General features: G+C 59.8%; 14 protein-coding genes and 1 pseudogene. 7 read left to right on the top strand and 8 right to left on the bottom strand.

The genetic code is table 11. From position 1 onward, the window contains the following. Window positions 1–361: 361 nt before the first annotated feature. The 4 genes and pseudogenes from V5B39_RS06345 (at window position 362) to V5B39_RS06325 (ending at window position 3,545) form a co-directional block, all read left to right on the top strand. Window positions 362–1,330, top strand: a complete 969-nt coding sequence (locus V5B39_RS06345) for an IS5 family transposase (RefSeq protein ID WP_332342080.1) — start codon at window positions 362–364, stop codon at window positions 1,328–1,330. A 137-nt stretch (window positions 1,331–1,467) separates the two neighbouring features. Continuing rightward, the gene (gene tnpA / locus V5B39_RS06340; RefSeq protein ID WP_332342079.1) at window positions 1,468–1,899 is read left to right on the top strand and encodes an IS200/IS605 family transposase; all 432 of its coding nucleotides are present in this window, start codon (window positions 1,468–1,470) and stop codon (window positions 1,897–1,899) included. A gap of 96 nt (window positions 1,900–1,995) precedes the next feature. Beyond that, window positions 1,996–2,403 (top strand): DUF2502 domain-containing protein, encoded by a 408-nt coding sequence (locus tag V5B39_RS06335; protein WP_332342078.1) that lies wholly within the window; start codon window positions 1,996–1,998, stop codon window positions 2,401–2,403. Window positions 2,404–2,468: 65 nt separating this feature from the next. Beyond that, window positions 2,469–3,545: pseudogene (locus tag V5B39_RS06325) on the top strand (ISAzo13-like element transposase-related protein). 335 nt (window positions 3,546–3,880) lie between these two features. Here the strand turns inward: V5B39_RS06325 and V5B39_RS06320 are convergent. The 3 genes from V5B39_RS06320 to typA all read right to left on the bottom strand — a co-directional run bounded on the left by V5B39_RS06320 (window position 3,881) and on the right by typA (window position 8,413). Then, complete coding sequence (locus tag V5B39_RS06320) at window positions 3,881–4,777, bottom strand: SphA family protein (protein ID WP_332342075.1); 897 nt, start codon at window positions 4,775–4,777, stop codon at window positions 3,881–3,883. Window positions 4,778–4,883: 106 nt separating this feature from the next. After that, window positions 4,884–6,488: a 4-hydroxyphenylacetate 3-hydroxylase family protein gene (locus V5B39_RS06315; RefSeq protein WP_332342074.1), complete on the bottom strand. Its 1,605-nt coding sequence runs from the start codon at window positions 6,486–6,488 to the stop codon at window positions 4,884–4,886. Between the two features lie 86 nt (window positions 6,489–6,574). Next, window positions 6,575–8,413, bottom strand: a complete 1,839-nt coding sequence (gene typA, locus V5B39_RS06310; RefSeq protein ID WP_332342073.1) for a translational GTPase TypA — start codon at window positions 8,411–8,413, stop codon at window positions 6,575–6,577. Window positions 8,414–8,929: 516 nt separating this feature from the next. Between typA and V5B39_RS06305 the strand changes: the two genes are divergently transcribed. Together V5B39_RS06305 and V5B39_RS06300 are read left to right on the top strand one after the other, a co-directional pair. After that, on the top strand, window positions 8,930–9,439 hold the full coding sequence (locus tag V5B39_RS06305) for a phasin family protein (protein ID WP_332342072.1): 510 nt from the start codon (window positions 8,930–8,932) through the stop codon (window positions 9,437–9,439). 368 nt (window positions 9,440–9,807) lie between these two features. Further along, on the top strand, window positions 9,808–10,083 hold the full coding sequence (locus V5B39_RS06300) for an ArsR family transcriptional regulator (protein ID WP_332342071.1): 276 nt from the start codon (window positions 9,808–9,810) through the stop codon (window positions 10,081–10,083). Between the two features lie 299 nt (window positions 10,084–10,382). On the opposite strand, the gene V5B39_RS06295 is transcribed toward V5B39_RS06300, so the two are convergent. From V5B39_RS06295 to gpmI, 3 genes are all read right to left on the bottom strand, one after another. Then, window positions 10,383–11,822 (bottom strand): DUF294 nucleotidyltransferase-like domain-containing protein, encoded by a 1,440-nt coding sequence (locus V5B39_RS06295; protein WP_332342070.1) that lies wholly within the window; start codon window positions 11,820–11,822, stop codon window positions 10,383–10,385. 148 nt (window positions 11,823–11,970) lie between these two features. Beyond that, window positions 11,971–12,978, bottom strand: a complete 1,008-nt coding sequence (locus V5B39_RS06290) for an MBL fold metallo-hydrolase (RefSeq protein ID WP_332342069.1) — start codon at window positions 12,976–12,978, stop codon at window positions 11,971–11,973. A gap of 146 nt (window positions 12,979–13,124) precedes the next feature. Then, window positions 13,125–14,771 carry a 2,3-bisphosphoglycerate-independent phosphoglycerate mutase gene (gene gpmI / locus V5B39_RS06285; protein ID WP_332342068.1) on the bottom strand — a complete coding sequence of 549 codons (1,647 nt, stop codon included), beginning with the start codon at window positions 14,769–14,771 and terminating at the stop codon, window positions 13,125–13,127. Between the two features lie 277 nt (window positions 14,772–15,048). Between gpmI and V5B39_RS06280 the strand changes: the two genes are divergently transcribed. Continuing rightward, window positions 15,049–16,226, top strand: a protein-coding gene (locus V5B39_RS06280) for an IS3 family transposase (RefSeq protein WP_332342067.1) whose coding sequence is annotated in 2 segments (ribosomal slippage) — window positions 15,049–15,310 and window positions 15,310–16,226 — 1,179 coding nt in all. Because the reading frame shifts where the segments join, the coding sequence is not laid out codon by codon here. Window positions 16,227–16,300: 74 nt separating this feature from the next. Here V5B39_RS06280 and V5B39_RS06275 read toward each other — a convergent pair. Together V5B39_RS06275 and V5B39_RS06270 are read right to left on the bottom strand one after the other, a co-directional pair. Further along, the gene (locus V5B39_RS06275) at window positions 16,301–16,639 is read right to left on the bottom strand and encodes a P-II family nitrogen regulator (RefSeq protein ID WP_332342066.1); all 339 of its coding nucleotides are present in this window, start codon (window positions 16,637–16,639) and stop codon (window positions 16,301–16,303) included. A gap of 82 nt (window positions 16,640–16,721) precedes the next feature. Further along, complete coding sequence (locus tag V5B39_RS06270) at window positions 16,722–18,332, bottom strand: NAD+ synthase (RefSeq protein WP_332342065.1); 1,611 nt, start codon at window positions 18,330–18,332, stop codon at window positions 16,722–16,724. Between the last annotated feature and the right edge of the window lie 18 nt (window positions 18,333–18,350).

The following is an 18,350-nucleotide window of genomic DNA, read 5'->3' as shown; positions in this document are numbered from 1 at the left end:
CATGCCTGTGGGCCGCCAGTATCGGGTAGATCGCCTCCCATTCTTCGTCGCTGATTTCGAGCCGGTTCACCATCGCCAAAAGGCTTTAACCTTCGCAGTAAACGGTGCTTGTGTCAACAGAACCTAACTCCTTCAACAAAGAATGGAGAGTAGTCAGGGTGGGTCCCGACTATCCCTGGAGATGCTCGGCAACTACTACTCGGCGCCCCTACCGAAGGGCACCAGAAAGCCTAAAGACATTTATTGTCGATCATAAGGTTAAAACCACCGGCTTTAGCCGGTCAGCTTTAGCTGGGCGTTGGTGTAGTATATTAGCATGAATACCCGGGGTTCCGGGTTGGGTGGCAAAAGGAGGTGCGAGATGGCGATGCGGGTGAAGCCGGACACGGACGAGGTGGTGCTGAAGCAGCGGTATCGGGTGACGAATTGGTCGGAGTACGACCGAGCGCTGGTCAATCGCGGCAATCTGACGATCTGGTTCGACGATGAAAACCTTCGAGACCACTGGACGCCACCGCCGCCGGTGGGGCGCGGCACCCCTGGGCAGTACTCGGATCTGGCCATCCAGACATGCCTGACGATCAAGGCGTTGTTCCAGTGGCCTTACCGGGCGACGGAAGGATTGGTGAGGTCGCTGATGGGCTTGTGCCACTTGGACCTGCCGGTCCCGGACCACAGCTATCTGTCGCGACGGGCGGCGGAACTTTCGGTGAAGATTCCGCGCCGGCCGCGCCAGGGGCCGACGCATGGGGTGGTCGATTCGACCGGGCTGAAGATTTTCGGCGAAGGGGAATGGAAGGTACGCCAGCACGGGGTCGGCAAGCGGCGCACGTGGCGCAAGATCCACCTGGCCGTAGACGAAAGCACCCAGGACATCATCGGCATTGAAGTGACCACCGCTGACTGGGGCGATAGCGAAATCCTGCCCGGCCTGCTCGATCAGATCGAAGGCGAGATCGCCCAGGTATCGGCCGAGGGTTCCTATGACAGCCACGGCTGCCACGCCGCCATTGCCGAGCGGGGCGCTCGTGCCGCCATTCCCCCGCGGGAAGGTGCCGTCGCCTGGGGAGACGATCATCCCCGCGATGCGATCCTCCAGGAGATCGACACCAAGGGAAAGAGCGTCTGGAAGAACGAGAGCGGCTACCACCGGCGCAGCCTCGCGGAAAACAGGATGTACCGACTGAAGCAACTGGGCGACACCCTATACTCCCGGACCTTCGAGCGGCAAGTCACTGAAGCCCACGTCAGAGCTGCGATCCTCAACACCTTTACCTACCTGGGCATGCCGGAATCTGTCCGGGTAGGGCAAATCGCGCCTACTGCATGACGAAGGGCAGAAAAAGAGGGAGGGCTTGCCGAAAGCCAGGAATATAACCATACGGGATATCCATCCGGAGTTCATGCCAATATACTACACCAACGCCCTTTAGCTGCGAAAATATGCTGCGCTAGGGGAGGTGCGGCATGGACTACAGATATGGCAGCCCTACGGTATTTCAAATCGAATACCACTTTGTGTGGGTGACGAAGTACCGGTACAAGGTGCTGACGGGAGAGGTCGCGGAGCGAGTACGAGAGTTGGTCCGGGAGACGTGTGAGGCGTTTGAGATTCGGATAGTGAAGGGTGTGGTGAGCAAGGACCACGTGCACATCCTGACGAGTTGCCCGCCGACGATGGCGCCGAGCGAGATCATGAGGCGGATCAAGGGGCGGACGTCGAGCAAGCTGTTGGAAGAGTATCCGCGCCTGAGGAAGAGGTACTGGGGTCGGCACTTCTGGGCCAGGGGGTACTTCTGTGCGACGGTAGGGCAAATGACGGACGAGATGATCAGGCAGTATTTGGAGCATCACTTTGAGCCCAACGCGAATGACGATTTCAAAACGGAACCCAACTAGGACGCGTCGTTTAGGCGACGCGTATCCGGACTTTCAGTCCGCAAGATAAACCCACCGGCTTTAGCCGGTGGTTGTTTAGTCGGGTGAACTAAGAACTTGACCCCAGTAAGCGTTTTGGCGTACAACCCTTTCAATCTGCGTCGCTACGCTCCGACTGTCGAGCTTGCCGTGGGATACCACAACTTCAACGAAAGGCCATCAACTTTGAAAAAACTTCTGCTAGGTACTTTGATTGCAGCCTCGCCATTGTTTGCCAATGCAGGCGATATTAACGTGAATCTCGGCAACGTGCGCGTCCAGGCCCCGGGCGTCACCGTAACCTTCGGCACCCGCGACAATCGTGGCTATTACTGGGATGGTTACGACTACCGCGACCCCAGGTACTGGAAAGATCACAATGGCCCACGTGGCGAGAAGTACTACACCGGACGCGGCAACAATGGCGTCCCGCACCAAGGTGGAGGACACTGCCCGCCGGGCCAGGCCAAGAAAGGCAACTGCTAAGGGACTTGCCACAATTTAACCGAAGAATGTGTTCTCATACGACGATACGTTTTCCGGAGTAAGTAATGGAACTGACCGATGCGCTGAAGCACCTTGACCAAGCCACGGCGAAGTCTTTGAAAGGTGCCGCGCGGCGAGGATTCATGGCCGGCATCGTGCAGGCGCTGGGACGTGGTGGCCAGACGCGTGCCATGCGCGAGCTGGGATGGTCGGGGTGGTCTATCCGCAAGGGGTTGAGGGAGTTGGAGAGCGGGATAGTCTGTGTGGATGCGTCCTCACTCAGAGGCCGTTAGCCGGTCGAGAGCCGCTTGCCTCATTTGCTCGACGACATCAAGGCGATTGTGGATGGGCAAAGCCAAACCGACCCGCAGTTTCGCAACCAGCGCTTGGACACCTGGCTTTCGGTGAAGGAAGTGCGCCGGCAGCTCATCGTCCAGAAGCACTCTGCTGACGAAGAGTTACCCAAACAGGAGGCGCTGCGGTTACGTCTCAAGCGGCTGGGGTATTCCCCCCGGATGGTCGCCAAGACGCGCCCCTTGAAAAAGATTCCCCAAACCCAGGCGCTGGACCACGATTTCCAGCCCGAGGCACGGGTCACTCCGGTCGGCATTTTCGTGCCCGAGCACGACGACCTCCATCTCTTTGCAGTCACGACGAAGGTTACCAGTGATGGCCTGGCGGACTGTCTGGAGACCTTTGGGGAGGAGCAGCGGCACTGCTTTCCCGAGGTGAACACGCGGCTCCTCAACCTCGATAATGGCCCCGAATGCCATAGCCGCCGAACCCCATTCATGGCCCGGATGGTGGCCTTCGTCGAGAAGACCGGACTCACCATCCGACTGGCCTACTATCCGCCGTATCACAGCAAATACAATCTCATCGAACGCTGCTGGGGCATCCTGGAGCACCACTGGAACGGGGGGCTACTCGACTCCATCGATGCCGTACTGGGCTACGCCTCATCCATGACTTGGAAGGGCAAACACCCGCTCGTCCGCCGGATGGATACCGCCTACGAAATGGGGGTCAAACTGACCAAGGAGGCCATGCATACGCTTGAAACCAAGATTCAGCGACTGCTTGGAGTGGAGAAATGGTTCGTCGACATCCAGCCAAGTTCGGTAACACTATCCACCGGTTAAATTCCGGGAAGTCCCTTTGTTGCCAACAGGGCTACGGCTACCCTCCGCACCAATCTGCTGGGTACGCGTCGTAGGGGGCTAAACGCTTACGGCTGAAGTCGTTCCGGGTTCTCAAGCATGGCACGCCGTCGCAGGACACGTTTGGTCAGGTGTTTCGCGTTTTGGAAGCGGCGACGTTCGAATCTTGCTTCCGGCGGTGGATCGACCGCATCGTCGGCGCGGCCAAAGGCGTCGTGGCGTTTGATGGCAAGACGGTGAGAAGATCGCAGGACGGATCGAACTGCCGCACAGGCCAGCTCAGAAAAATGCCTGAGCAGATACCGGATCGCGCCTTATCAAAAGGCGGTGACGAATTTGAAGAAGAACTTGTTGCCCTGAAAGCGGTTTTCGACACGGGTTTCGTGATTCCAGCTAGCGACGAAGCTCATCCCCTTGTAGTCGTACTTGACTGCCGGGCCGTAGGCGAAGACCTTGCTGCGGTTGCCGTCCGGGTGGACTGTCCGGCCATTCCGCTCGTCGTCGCTGGTCTGGGTCAGATAATAGCCGGCCAGGCCGACGGCCCACGGCCCGAAGTGCTGAGCAAGCAGGTAGTCCATGTGGAAATCGTTGCCGGACTGGTAGTGGGTGTCGAGGTTCCTGGTCTTGAGGTTGTACATCAGCTTGGCAGAGGCTTCGAAACCACCCTGATTGAGGTAGGTAAAGGCGAAGATGGGCTCGAAGCTGTAGTAGTTGGCGCCGATGCTGTCGGTAGGGTTGGTCTTGCTGTACTTGCCGGTGGGCAGGTAGATGTCGATGCCGACGGTCAGGTGCCAGTCCGGCGGGAAATGCCAGCCGATGATCAGGGGGTCGATGACGATGTCGCCGAGGCCGAAGGCGCTGCCGTTGCCGATGCCCGGAATCGGGGTGTGCAGTCGCTGGTCAACCAGCGGCACGATCGCATGCACCGCCCAGTCGCCCCCGAGGATCTTCTGCTGGGTGACATGGATGAAACGCAGGGCATCGAAAGTGGCGCTGACCTTAAGCCCCGGCACCTTTTGACTGTCGTTGGCGCGATAGTCGCCCTGGTAATGACCGAGGTAGTTGATGAAATAGTTGCCTGCCGGCGGCAGGGCGCCGACCATGAAGTTCTCGGAGCCGTTCGGGTATTGGTCGGGACCCTCCTTGGCCAGAATCGACGGGCTGGCCAGCAGGGCCGGCAGGGCCAGGAGCAGAAGTCTTTTCGCGGTATTCATCTCTTGTATTTCCCCCCTTGTTGTTGTGCTCCGCGGTGGAGTGTGGCGACCAGTGACGGGCCTGGCGAAGCGAAATGCAATCATCCATTCCGGCAATGCCGGGCTCTCAAGCCTTGCCGGAGTGCGGCAGCGGTACCATGATCGCCTGCCCCGGTGGCGAACAGCCGGCATCACAACAGCGTCCGGGTTGGCGGTTACGCGTGATCGCACGCGCTTCATGCAGTACGCCACGGTCCAGCAACCTTTCCACCAGCTCAACCTTGTTGCCGAGCGGGTAATTGCGCCAGATCTCCTGTTTCATGGCGGCCGGCGAGCCGCCACCGTGCAGACTAATCACCGAATACCAGCCGCCCTGATACGATGCGGTCAGATCCTCGATGAAGCGGGCAACTGCGATGCGCTTGTCGTAGGGCACGTCGGGATGGGCGCGCAGCACTTCGGCGAGGGTCGCAGCGCTTGCCGGGTTGTGGTCTTCGTCGGGGCCGGGCAGCGCGACGATCAGACCACCCGACACTTCGTGCGCCAGGCGATGCATGTCGTAGATCTGGGTGGCCAGCAGTAGTTTGCCGACGTTGGCAAAAACTGCTTCGGGCATGAAACTGCCGCTGTAGGGGTCTGGTGTCCCGTAGACGCTGGCGGCGACGCCGCAGGCGAAAAAGCCCTCGGTGATCTTGATCAGTTCGACCATCGGTTCGCGCAAGCTGGCCTGGCGGCCCGGATCGAAGCCGTTGGCTTCGCACATCAGAGCGCCGGCGCCGATCAGGAGGTCGCCGAAGCCGGCACGCGCGGCGATGCAGCTATGGCGGTGGTGGGTCGCGTAGTGGTAGGTCAACGCTCCGGAATGCTCCCACTCGCCGGCAAAGAATACACGCTCCCAGGGGACGAAAACGCGATCGAAAATGAGCACCGCGGTCGATTGCCCGTAGCGGCGTGAAAACAGGGCCGCACCGTGTTCCAGCTTCTCGCCGGGGCGGCCGGCCGGTCGGGCGACGATGGTCAGTCCCGGCGCATCGACCGGCAGCGCACAGCAAACCGCGAAATCGGCATCGGCCGGACCCATGTTGCGGCTGGGCATGACCAGGAACTCGTGCATGTACGGCGCGCCGGTCACGATTGCCTTGGTCCCGGAGATGACGATTCCCCGAGGATTGCGCTCGACGACGTGGACGTAGGTGTCCGGGTTTGCCTGTTGATGTGGTCGTTTCGAGCGGTCGCCCTTGGCGTCGGTCATGGCGATTCCCAGCGACCAGTCGCTCGCCTGCACTTCTTCGAGATAGGCCGCGAAGCGCGCCCGATGTTCGTTGCCACCGCGCGCGTCATCGATTCTGGCGCTAACCTGATGGATCGCGTTGAGTGCATCGTGGGCCAGATAGCGTTGTGCGCAACCGGTCTCCTGACAGAGGAGGCGCACCGCTTCGAGCTTGTTCAACAGGTCGCCTGCAGATTCGTTGATATGCAGCATGCGATTGACGGTCGCGCCGCTGCCGGTCTGCATGGCAGTCATCAGTGGGGTTTTGTCCGGATCGCGCGCGAAATCGTAGCTGACGGCAAGCGCGTTGATTCCCGGCTGCAGCGTTGGCGCGTCGGCAACCGACGCGATCGGTTCGCCATCGACGTAGACCTTCGGTGTGTAACGGCGCAGTGAGTCGCGGTACTCATCGCCGCTGATCAGTCGGCTGGATGGCCTGCCACTGGAATTGCTGTCGGTCATCGATTTACCCTGACTCGGTGTTGGCTGATCGAAGCATGTCCGGATAATACCTTCACGCTGGCCGGGAAATATCTAGGGTCTATGATCTATTCGCGTGCAGCCCGGCGGCGCTCGTTGTCGGTGAGCAGGCGCTTGCGGATGCGAATGCTCTTCGGCGTGATTTCGACCAGTTCATCGTCGTCGATGAATTCGACCGCCGACTCCAGCGTCAAGGCGACCGGCGGCACCAGGCGAACCGCTTCGTCGTTTCCCGAGGCACGTATGTTGGTCAGTTGCTTGCCCTTGATCGGATTGACGACCAAGTCGTTTTCACGGCTGTGGATACCGATCACCATGCCTTCATAGAGCTTGTCGCCGGGAACGGTGAACATTCGTCCGCGCTCCTGCAGTTTCCAAAGCGCGTAGGCGACGGCCTCGCCTTTCTCGGCGGAGATCAGGACACCGTTGCGGCGGCCCGGAATGTCTCCTTTGACTACCGCATATTCGTCGAAGACATGACTCATCAGGCCGGTACCGCGGGTCAGGTTGAGGAACTCGCCCTGGAAACCGATCAGTCCGCGTGCCGGGATGCGATATTCGAGACGGACACGACCCCGTCCATCGGAAGACATGTCCTGCAATTCGCCACGGCGATAGCCGAGCGCTTCCATGACGCCGCCCTGATGCACTTCCTCGACGTCGAGGGTGAGCAGTTCGTAGGGTTCGCAGGCTTCCCCCCCGATCTCCTTGATGATCACTTTTGGACGCCCGACTGCGAGTTCATAACCCTCGCGACGCATAGTTTCAAGGAGGATTGTCAGATGCAACTCGCCCCGGCCGGAGACCAGGAAGCTGTCGGTATCGGTGGTCTCCTCGACACGTAGGGCCATGTTGGTCAGCAGTTCCTTGCGCAGGCGTTCGCCGATCTGGCGACTGGTGACGAATTTGCCCTCGGTGCCGGCGTAAGGCGAGTTGTTGACCATGAAGGTCATGTTCAGCGTTGGCTCGTCGATGCGCAGCATCGGCAGTGCTTCGGGCTGATCGGTATCGGTGATCGTGCAGCCGATCGAGAGATCGTCGATTCCCGTCACCAGCACGATGTCGCCAGCGATCGCTTCGTCGAGCGGCACCCGTTCGAGACCGCGGAAACCGAACACCTGGCCGACCTTGGCAGTCTTTGGCGTGCCATGTTCAAACCTGCCCTGGCCGTCAGCCTGTCCGTACATCACGATCACCTGCTGCGCTGGCTTCAAACGCCCGCGTTGCAGGCGGCCAATCCCGATGCGTCCTACATAGCTCGAGTAATCGAGGGCGGAAATCTGAAGTTGCAGCGGCCCGTCGATCTCGTCGGCATGCGGCGGCGAAACATGCTTGAGAATGGTTTCGAACATCGGTCGCATGTCGGGCGATGGCTTCGACAGATCCAGTGTCGCGTAGCCGTTGAGTGCGGACGCGTAGATCACCGGGAAATCGAGCTGATCGTCGTTGGCGCCGAGTTTGTCGAAGAGGTCGAAGGTGTGATCGATCACCCAGTCCGGCCGCGCGCCGTCGCGGTCGATCTTGTTGACCACCACGATCGGTTTCAAACCGAGGGCCAGCGCCTTCTTGGTGACGAAACGGGTTTGCGGCATCGGCCCTTCGACGGCATCGACCAGCAACAGGACACCGTCGACCATCGAAAGGACCCGCTCAACCTCGCCGCCAAAGTCGGCGTGTCCCGGCGTATCGATGATGTTGATATGCACGCCCGCATAGTCGACCGCCAGATTCTTGGCCAGGATGGTGATGCCCCGTTCCTTTTCGAGGTCGTTCGAGTCCATCATCCGCTCGGTGATCTGCTGATGGGCCGAGAAGCTGCCGGCCTGAACCAGCAGCTTGTCCACCAGGGTGGTCTTGCCATGGTCTACGTGGGCGATGATGGCGATATTGCGGACGGCGCGGGACATAGGGGGTTAAGCCTTTGAAGAAGGGGCGCTATTCTAGCACGGGCGGGCGCTGCCCGTTGTGCCGCGGAAACGGTGGGGTGTGAATGAACGTGTTGGGAGGTCCCAACAGGGTTCTCTTCCCGGCAAGGGGGAGGGTGATCACCGATGTCTCAACGCCTTTCCATCGAACAAGGGACTTCGACCAGCACTTTCATTCGCACCCGAAACGGCGGCAGTGGCACTATCGCCTTGCCGCCTGGGCCGACTGGCTTGCGCATGCAATTGGGCGGTGCTAACGGCCATGACGTTTCCGGCACACCCGATCATCACGGTCATGACCGTTGCCTTTCCTTGCAGCCGGAATCGCTCGATGAGGCACCGGTAGCTTGGCGGTCTGAGCAGCCATGTTGCGACGCAACAAAAGGCTTGACAAGCGCTCATTAACAGTTAGAATCCAGTCTTCGCTGCGCTGCAGCAATTGACCTCAGGTGATGCGAACCCGCCGGGGCAATATTTCGCAACCTCAAGGAGCATGGTATGTACAACCCGATAGAAAAATTCACCAGTGCCGCCAATTTTGATGCGCTCATGACAGCGGTCAATACTGCGCTGGATGGCATTGGCCAGTTGGCAGCATTGAACTTGCAAACGGCACGGGCCGTCGCCGAGCGCGGTCACGAAAACCTCAATGCCCTTACCGAGGTTCGGGACCTGTCGGGCTTGCTGGCCCTGCGACAACCGATGGCCATGGCCGCTGTCGAGCAGTCGATAGCCTACTCGCGGCGTGTATACGAAATCTACAACGAGTTCTCGAATGCCTTTGTCGATGTCTACGAAGGCCAGGTCGGTGGCCTCGGCCGCGGTCTGGTGGAGACGCTGGCCAAGAGCCGCCAGAAGCTGTTGCCGGTTGTCGACTTCGCGGTTGGGACTGCGAAATCGCTGCTCTCGAAGGCCGGCCAGAACGATGACCAGGGCGTCAAATTGCTGACGGACAGTTCGGCAGCAATTGGTCAGGTAGCAGCAGTTAAGCGGATCAAATCCTGCTGATCCTGTTTTCAGGATACTTATTCGAGGCGTGCCGCTTTCGTAAAACCCGGTGCCGGGCACCGGGTTTTTTTTCGCCGCACGACGACAACTTTCTCAGGAATCGTCGACCATCAAGGTCGTTCGCGTTTCCTTTCTCCGCTTGCCGAACAGGGGCGGCGCGTCGGTCGCCGGTGCGAACTGCACAGCAACGGTGGTATGTCTGTGGGCTGGCACAAGACGACAGCGAAGCGCTTGTCAGCGGGATCGCTATGCGGTAAAAACGGACAGGATTACTGGAAGGAATGTTGGAAGGAATTGCCAGAACCGAATCTGCGGCGCAAACTGCCATACCTTTCCAGTTCGCGAAGGCATTTTTTGGGGATAGTCAGATGACCGAAACGATTGTTGCTTACCTGAGAGCCAATGCGGAGCAACTCGATGTGGATATGGCCGAAGCGCTCAATATCCCGATTGTCGAGTTACGCGAGCAGATCGCCCAGCTCGCTGCATCGGGAGATGTAATCTGTTGCAGGGTAACCCGCTTCATCGATGGCCGGAAGATCGAGGGCATCAGTTGTCGCCTCTCGTGCGATCCGCCGACGCCGGCGCGCGGACGCAAACCGGGCGTAAAAAAGGACGACGATTCGGAGGTGAACCTGTTTTAATGTGGAAGTCGCGTCAGCGATTCATGAATCTCCCCTTCCCCTTGCGGGGGCGCAGGCGGGGTTTCGCGGAGCACTGCTCCGCGCCGCCGTCCGGCCCGCGATGCAACGCGGGCCGTGGGAGGGGTCGGGGGAGAGGGAAACGGTCATGACTTTCATGATCGGGGGTGCCTGGAAAAGTCATGACCGTTAGGTGGGCGCACGCAGCCGTCCACATGCTGCGGTGCCATGCGTTATGAACAACCTGCGTTCAGGCGGGAGTTCACACGACAACCGTGCCCTGGCATGACGCCGCCAGGTCATCATCTGAGCAGATGCAGCTTGAAATGGCCCTTGATGAACTCCTGGAATTTTGCGACGCCTTTCAAGGCGATTTGCAGCCTGCCGAACTCCATCATGTTCAAGCGCTCGAGCGGGATGTAGTTGTCGGGCTTGCGCCCTTCGCTCAGGGCTTCCACCTGTCCGCGCAGGCGCATCAGGACCAGGAAGTCGAAGCTCTCGGCAATGGTGGCCAGCATTTTCTTGTTGACCACCTTCTCCCTGAGCAGCGTTTCCAGGCGTTGATGGGTGCTGCCCTCGAGCTTGCCGGCCTGAATCGCCAGCGCCTTGACGCCCTCGGACAGCGCAAAGATGCCGGCTTTCTTGATCTCCAGCATGCCCGAGTGCTCCCCGTCCTTTTCGCCCTTGATCTTGCCAAACCAGCCGATCGGGGGGGCAAAGCGCAGAGTGTTCTCGACCATGCGCATCAGGAACAATTCGTTTCGCTGCACGTGCTTGTAGACCTGTGTCTTGAGCTGCTCTTCAAAGGACGGGTCGCCGTAGATGGTGCGGATGTCGACAAAAGTGCCACAACTGAGGACGTGGCTCGGAGTGGGTGCCTGCAACCAGCGGTCGAGTTGATCGCTCCACTTGCCGAGGCTGCGTCGCCACTCCTTGTTGTTCGCCATGATCCCGCCTGTGCAGGGGGGAATGCCAATCGCAATCAGCGAATCGATCAGCACCTGCGAGAACTCTTCAATTTTCCGGATCTCGTCAGGCCCCAGTTCGTCGCCATAGATGATCGCATTGTCCTGGTCGGTGAGTAAGGTCTGTTCACCGCGCCCCTCACTACCCAGCACGACAAAGGCGAAGCGTTCCGGTAGGTCGGAGAAGCGATTCTGGCGAATGAGGGCAATCAGGCGCAGGAGAATCTGATCGTTAAGATGGGCAATCATGCGCACCACGTCGCGCGTCTTGGTACCGCTGCCGCTGAGGTGAAGGACCAGGTCCTGGATTCTCGTGTAGACTATTTTCAGTTCTTCGAGGTCTCGGGCATTCTCGATATCGAGTACCAGTTGATGCGGAGAGTGTGATTGCAGGCGAATGATGTCGCTGTCAGTGATGATTCCCGAGAGTTTGCCCTGGCCGTCGACGACTACCAGACGATGGATCCGCTCGCGTGACATCCGATACAGGGCTTCGTAGAGCAGATCGTTCTCGCCAATCACCGACAATGGGCGGTTCATGATCGCCAGGACAGCGAGCGTAGACGGATCGGTGCCGGTGGCGACGACCTTGTTGCGCAGGTCACGGTCGGTCATGATGCCGCTAGGCAGATGGTTTTCACAGACCACGACGCTGGAGATGTTCTTCTCCCGCATGGTTCTGACCACCTCGACCAGCGCGTCATCCGGTTCGCAGGTCACTACGGTGCGCTGACAGAAATCCTTTACCGGGCGAAAAAACTGACCTTCTTCAGCCATCGGTCGCTGCTCCTTGTGTCTTCTGGTTGATCTGGCGCACGCGTCGGGGTGGCTGTCACAACCGGCCAGGCGGCCAAAAAGCGCGATTCTAGCATTCGCGGACAGGGTGAGCGATGCCCACGCAATATCCAGTCGGGAGCAAGGGGGGCTACTCGCGGATCGGCCCGAACTCGATCGGCACCCAGGCGTAGCCTTTCCTTTCGCTGCGGACGTGGCCAATGCCGGGGAAGGGCAGGTGCATACCGGCGACCAGCAGCTTTTCCTTCGCCGTGCGAGCGAACATGGCCTTGCGCGTGGCGATCGCCTGTTTCTTGTTGACATCGAACTCGATGACGACTTCGGGACGCGAGAACTGTACCGAATGACTATGCACGAGGTCGCCCCAGATCAGCAGTTGTTGACCGTTCGAGGCAACCAGATAGGCGCTGTGCCCAGGAGTGTGGCCAGGAGTGGCGACACTCCTGATACCGGGAACAATCTCGCCATCGGCAGCGAAGACCTTCCATTTGCCAATTTGCTGGTACGGTGCAGCGGCGTCCTGTGCCATTTTGAAGAAGGGCTGTGCATCCTGTGGTGCCTTGGCGGCAACCTCGCTGCTCAACCAGAAGTCATTGTCGGCCTTGGCCGACCAGATCTCGGCGTTGGCGAAGGCCGGTTTGCCCTCGGGGGTGACGAGTCCATTGACGTGGTCGCCGTGCAGGTGGGTGATCAGCACCGTATCGACCTGTGCCGGATCGTAGCCGGCGGCCTTGAGGTTATCGATGAGATAGCCGAGCGAGGGGCCAAACTTCTTGGCCGCACCGGTATCGATGAGCACGAGTTGCTGGCCGGTGTTGATCAGGTAAGCGTTCACCGCGGTCTGCATCTGCGGGCCCTTGACGAAAATCCGTGCCAGGAGGCTTCGGATCTCCTGTTCGCTGGCGTTTTTCAGCAGCTTGCTGTCGACATCTATGTATCCATCATACAACGTGGTGATCTCGAAAGCGCCGACCATCACCCGGTAATAGCCAGGCACCTGGGTCTTCTGCAGCGCTGACGCTGCGCCCGCAAGGTTGGAGCTGAAGAGCAGCAGAGCGGTAATGAGCGCGGCAAGAAGCGAGGCGAGGCCGGCGCGCTGACTGCTGCGGCCCGGCACAAGACAAACTGGAACTGACATCGAATTCTCCATCAATGACGAAGGTATTGCCGTTGCGGCACTGCAATTATCCCAAGGGTGCGGGCTCCCTGGATACCGGGTACCTGTCCGCTCGCACCCCTGGGCGCCGTGGGTTTCCCCGGCGCCGCCTGGTCTTTCCTGAGCTTTTATCCCTGTCCGACCTCCAGCAGGCTTTCATCCCACTTGGCGTGCTTCTCAAAGCCGAGCAGGTGGGTGATCGTCGCGGCGATGTTCGACAGACCAGCGCCGGGCAACGGTCTGAGGCCCAGCTTGCCGCCAGTGACTGCGTCATAAAGGATGAACGGTACCGGATTGAGGGTGTGCGAGGTCTTGGCCTTGAACGATCCGTCCGGGTTCTGTGCCGGTTGCCTGGTCTTCTTGTCGATTTCGTACATTTCGTCGGCGTTTCCGTGGTCAGCGGTAATCAGCGCCACGCCACCGAGCGCCTTGACGACCGGCAGGATGCGCGCCAGTTGCAGATCCACGGCCTCGATGGCCATGGTTGCCGCACGGAAACTGCCTGTGTGGCCAACCATGTCGCCATTCGCAAAATTGCAGCGCAAGGTCCGGTACTGGCCGCTCTGCAGGGCTTCGATCATGGCGTCGGCAATCTCTGCAGCCTTCATCCATGGTCTCTGTTCGAAGGGTACTACGTCGCTGGGCACTTCCTGGTAGGTCTCGCCGTCAAATTTATTTGAGCGGTTGCCATTCCAGAAATAGGTCACGTGTCCGAATTTTTGCGTTTCGGAACAGGCAAACTGGGTAATGCCGGATTTGGCAAACCACTCGCCCATGGTATCGAGGATGGCCGGCGGATCGACCAGGAAGCGCTTGGGGAGCTTGAGGTCACCGTCGTATTGGAGCATACCGGCATAGGTCACGCGGGGCATGCGGACGCGATTGAACTTGTCGAAACCCGCTTCTTCGAAAGCACGCGTGATCTCGATCGCGCGATCACCGCGGAAGTTGAAAAAGATCACCGAATCGCCATCCTCGATGGTCCCGATGGGTCGGCCATCACTGGCAATGACGAACGCAGGCAGATCCTGGTCAATCGTTCCCGGCAACTTGACGCGCAGTGCCTGCACGGCTGCCGATGCGCTCTCGTACTGCTCGCCGTTGCCAAGAACATGCGTTTGCCAACCTTTCTCGACCATGCTCCAGTTCGCTTCGTAGCGGTCCATGGTGATGTTCATGCGGCCACCGCCCGAGGCAATACAGGCATCGAAGCCATCGCGGCTGATTTCTGCGAGGAAGGCCTCGAAAGGCAGCACGTATTCGAGCGCGCTGGTCTCGGGAACGTCACGCCCGTCGATCAGAATGTGAATCCGCACCACCGGCACGCCTTCCTCTCTGGCGCGCAGGATCATCGCCCGTAAGTGATCGATGTGGCTGTGCACATTGCCGTCGGAAAACAGGCCGATGAAGTGAATCACTCCACGGCCAGCCTTGGCTCCGGCAATGATCTGCTGCCAGGCAGCGCCTTGCCATATCGAGCCGGAGGCAATGGCGTCAGCGACCAGCGATGCGCCCTGGCTGTAGACCTGACCGGCACCGATGGCATTGTGGCCGACCTCGGAATTGCCCATGTCTTCGTCGGAAGGCATGCCGACAGCGGTGCCATGGGCGCGCAAAGTGATGTTCGGGTGGTTGGCGAAAAGATGATCGAGGGTCGGCTTTCTGGCAGCCGCAATCGCACTGCCGACATCGGATTTGGCAATGCCGTAGCCGTCCATGACGATCGTCACGATCGGGCCCTGAATACCAGGGAAAGAGGCAGACTTCTGCAACATGATGGAGTCCCGGGAAAGTAAAGAGGTGTGAGCACAGGCCGCGGATCGGAAAGCCGCGGCAACGACCCCAGTATACTGCAAGCCATGCGCCCCGAATTGACAAACAATCCCAGTAACTCCTCAGGTAGTCGCTCGTGATCTGGCGTTGGATTTCAAACGAAGCGTGGCTGAGGGGCGTGGCCTTGGAAAGTCAGAGTCAGCGCGTGGAAGTGAGCTTCCCCCGAAATTTCGTCTGCCCAGGGTGACCTAAAATTGAGTCACTTTTGGAAGGCAAGACATGAAGATACCGAAGCAAGCCGATACGACCGAATTCAAGGAACTGGCGGTCAAACGGGTCAAGGATGGTCAGAGCATCCGTGCCGTGGTCAAGGAACTTGGGCTGGGCGACCAGACCTTGCGTCACGGGATAACAGCGTCAGCAGAAGGCCAGCTCAATGGAGCGGGGAGCAGAGTGGTCACACCCGAAGAGAGGGAGCTCTCCAGGCTGCGAGCCGAAAATGGCCGTCTCAAGCGGGAGAACGAAATCCTCAAAAAAGCGACGGCGTCCTTCGCAAGGGATGTGCTGTGAAGGACGCCTGGATTGCCGGGCAGGGAAATGCGTTTGCACTGACCGAAATGTGCGACGTGCTCGATGTCAGCATCAGCGGCTATCGTGCCTGGAAGCGTGGCGGCAGGCCGGATCGTCAGCGCCTGACCGACCGCCAGATGCTGGCGCTGATCTGCTCGATTCATGTCGAACTCAAAGGAGCCTACGGCAGCCCGCGCATGACGCGCGAGTTGCGCACCCGAGGCTTCTCGGCCAGTCAGGAACGGGTCGAACGGCTGATGCGCGACAACGGCATCCGCGCCCGCCACAAGCGGCGCTACCAGGTCACGACGGACTCCAGGCATGGTCTGCCAGTAGCAGAGAACCTTCTCTCCAGAAACTTCACCCCGGCGGCGCCGAATCAAGTCTGGACGTCGGACATCACGTATCTGTGGACAGATGAAGGTTGGCTCTACCTGGCCATCGTGCTCGACCTGTTCAACCGCGAAGTCGTCGGCTGGTCGCTCAAGCCCCGCATGACCGCGGACATCGTGACCGATGCGCTGACCCTGGCCTGGTTCCGCAAGAAACCAGCGCCGGGGCTGCTGCACCACTCCGACCGGGGAAGCCAGTACGCCAGTCACGCGTTTCAGGACAAGCTCAAGGAATACGGCATGATTTGCTCGATGAGCCGAAAAGGGAACCGCTGGGATAACGCACCGACGGAGAGCGGGTTCAACCGCTTCAAAAACGAGCGGGTCCATGGCGTTCGCTACGCCACACACGCCGGGATCAAAGCTGCGGCCTTTGAATACATCGAGGTCTTTTACAACAGAAAACGGCAGCATTCGACCCTCGGCTACAAGTCGCCAACGCAGTTCCTGGCGGCTTGGCTCAGCGGGCAACAGGAAGGAAAACTGGTCGCATGAAACCTACCCTTTGGCAGACGAAAAACCGAGGGAAGCTCACTTTCATGATCGGGGGCCTGGAAAAGTCATGACCGTTAGATCGCAGACTCGTCGAGTTCGCCGGTGCGGATGCGCACGACCTGATCGACGGTGCTGACGAAGATCTTGCCGTCACCAATCTTGCCGGTACGCGCAGCCTTGACGATGGCGTCGATGGCGTTGTCGACCGCGCTGTCGGAAACGACAATCTCGATCTTGACCTTGGGCAGAAAATCGACCACGTATTCCGCTCCGCGATAGAGTTCGGTGTGGCCTTTCTGGCGGCCAAAGCCCTTGACCTCGGTGACGGTGAGTCCGGTAACGCCAATTTCCGACAGTGCCTCGCGGACTTCGTCGAGCTTGAATGGTTTGATGATCGCTTCAATTTTTTTCATGGCCTCTGCTCCAGGGAAGATCGTAAGGAAATCGTATCAGAAATCAGGCGTTCGCAAGTGATCAGTAGACTTGCGAACGCCATCAGTAGAGGTCGCGGTAGCGGTTGGTGATCGGATAGCGCCAATCCTTCCCGAAACCGCGCTGCGTGACACGGATGCCGACCGGCGCCTGCCGTCGCTTGTATTCGCTGACCTTGAGCAGATGCACGACACGGCGTACATCGGCTTCGGCATGACCACGGGCAATGATGGCACGCGGACTGAGATCCTTCTCCATATACGCTTCGACGATGGCGTCGAGCACTTCGTAAGGTGGCAGACTATCCTGATCGGTCTGGTCGGGTTTCAACTCGGCCGATGGCGGACGGTCGATGATCCGTTCGGGAATGGCGTAGGCGACGGTATTGCGCCAGCGCGCGAGACGGTAAACCAGTGTCTTGGCTATGTCCTTGATCACCGCGAAGCCGCCGGCCATGTCGCCGTAGAGCGTGCAGTAACCGACGGCCATTTCCGATTTGTTGCCGGTGGTCAGTACCAGCGAACCGGTCTTGTTCGAGATGGCCATCAGGACCATGCCGCGAATCCTGGCCTGCAGGTTTTCTTCGGTGGTATCGGCCGGCAGGCCGGCGAACTGCTTGTCGAGCATGCCGCCGAGCGTCTGCATCGCCGGTTCGATGGCGATTTCGTCGTAGCGTACGCCAAGCAGGCGGACCATCTCGCGCGAGTCCGAGAGGCTGATTTCGGCGGTGTATGGAGAAGGCATCATCACCGCACGGACCTTGTCGGCACCCAGTGCGTCGACCGCGATGCACAGGGTCAGCGCCGAGTCGATGCCACCCGACAGGCCGATGATGGCGCCGGGAAAGCCGTTCTTGCCGAGGTAATCGCGGACTCCGAGGAGCAGGGCCTGATAGACCTCGGCTTCGAGGCACGGCGCCGGAACGATGGTGCCTGGCTGCGGCTGGCCATCGACGAAGTCAACGATGCCCAGAGCCTCCTCGAACTGTGCCCACTGGCAGCAGAGCGCACCTTGTGAGTCCAGTACGAACGAGCCTCCGTCAAAGACCAGTTCGTCCTGTCCGCCGGCCAGATTCGCGTACACCACCGGCAGGCCGGTGCTGGCAGTGCGCTGACGCAGGACTTCGGTGCGCCGCTCGCGTTTGCCGATATGATAAGGCGAGGCGTTGAGGACCAGCAGGATCTCGGCGCCAGCCTGTCGGGCCAGATCGGCCGCACCGGCTTCCCAGACATCGGCGCAGATATTCACGCCGCAGCGAACGCCCTTGATCGTCAGGATACAGGGGGCGTCACCGGAGTCGAAATAGCGCTCCTCGTCGAACACCTCGTAGCTCGGTAGCCGCTGTTTGTAATAGGTGGCGACCCGCCTGCCGTCGTCAATCAGTGTCGCCGCGTTGTAACAGCGTGGACCACGTTTCTCCGGGTGTCCCACGAGCAGCGCGATGCCAGGCAGGCTGGCGGCCAGGGTCGTCAGTTCGCGGTCGCAGGCAGCGCAGAAGTCGTCGCGCAGCAGCAGATCCTCAGGCGGGTAACCGCAGAGCGCCAACTCCGGCGTCAGCAGCAGGTCAGCGCCCTGTCGCCGGGCGCGTTCGGCAAAATCGACGATGCGTTCACGGTTACCGGCGAAGTCACCGACGGTGACATTGATCTGGGCAATCGCAATTTTCAGGGACATGAGAGCAGGTACCCGCCA

The organism is Accumulibacter sp. (genome assembly GCF_036625275.1).
Classification (GTDB): domain Bacteria; phylum Pseudomonadota; class Gammaproteobacteria; order Burkholderiales; family Rhodocyclaceae; genus Accumulibacter.
This window is presented reverse-complemented; position numbering and strand designations above follow the sequence as displayed.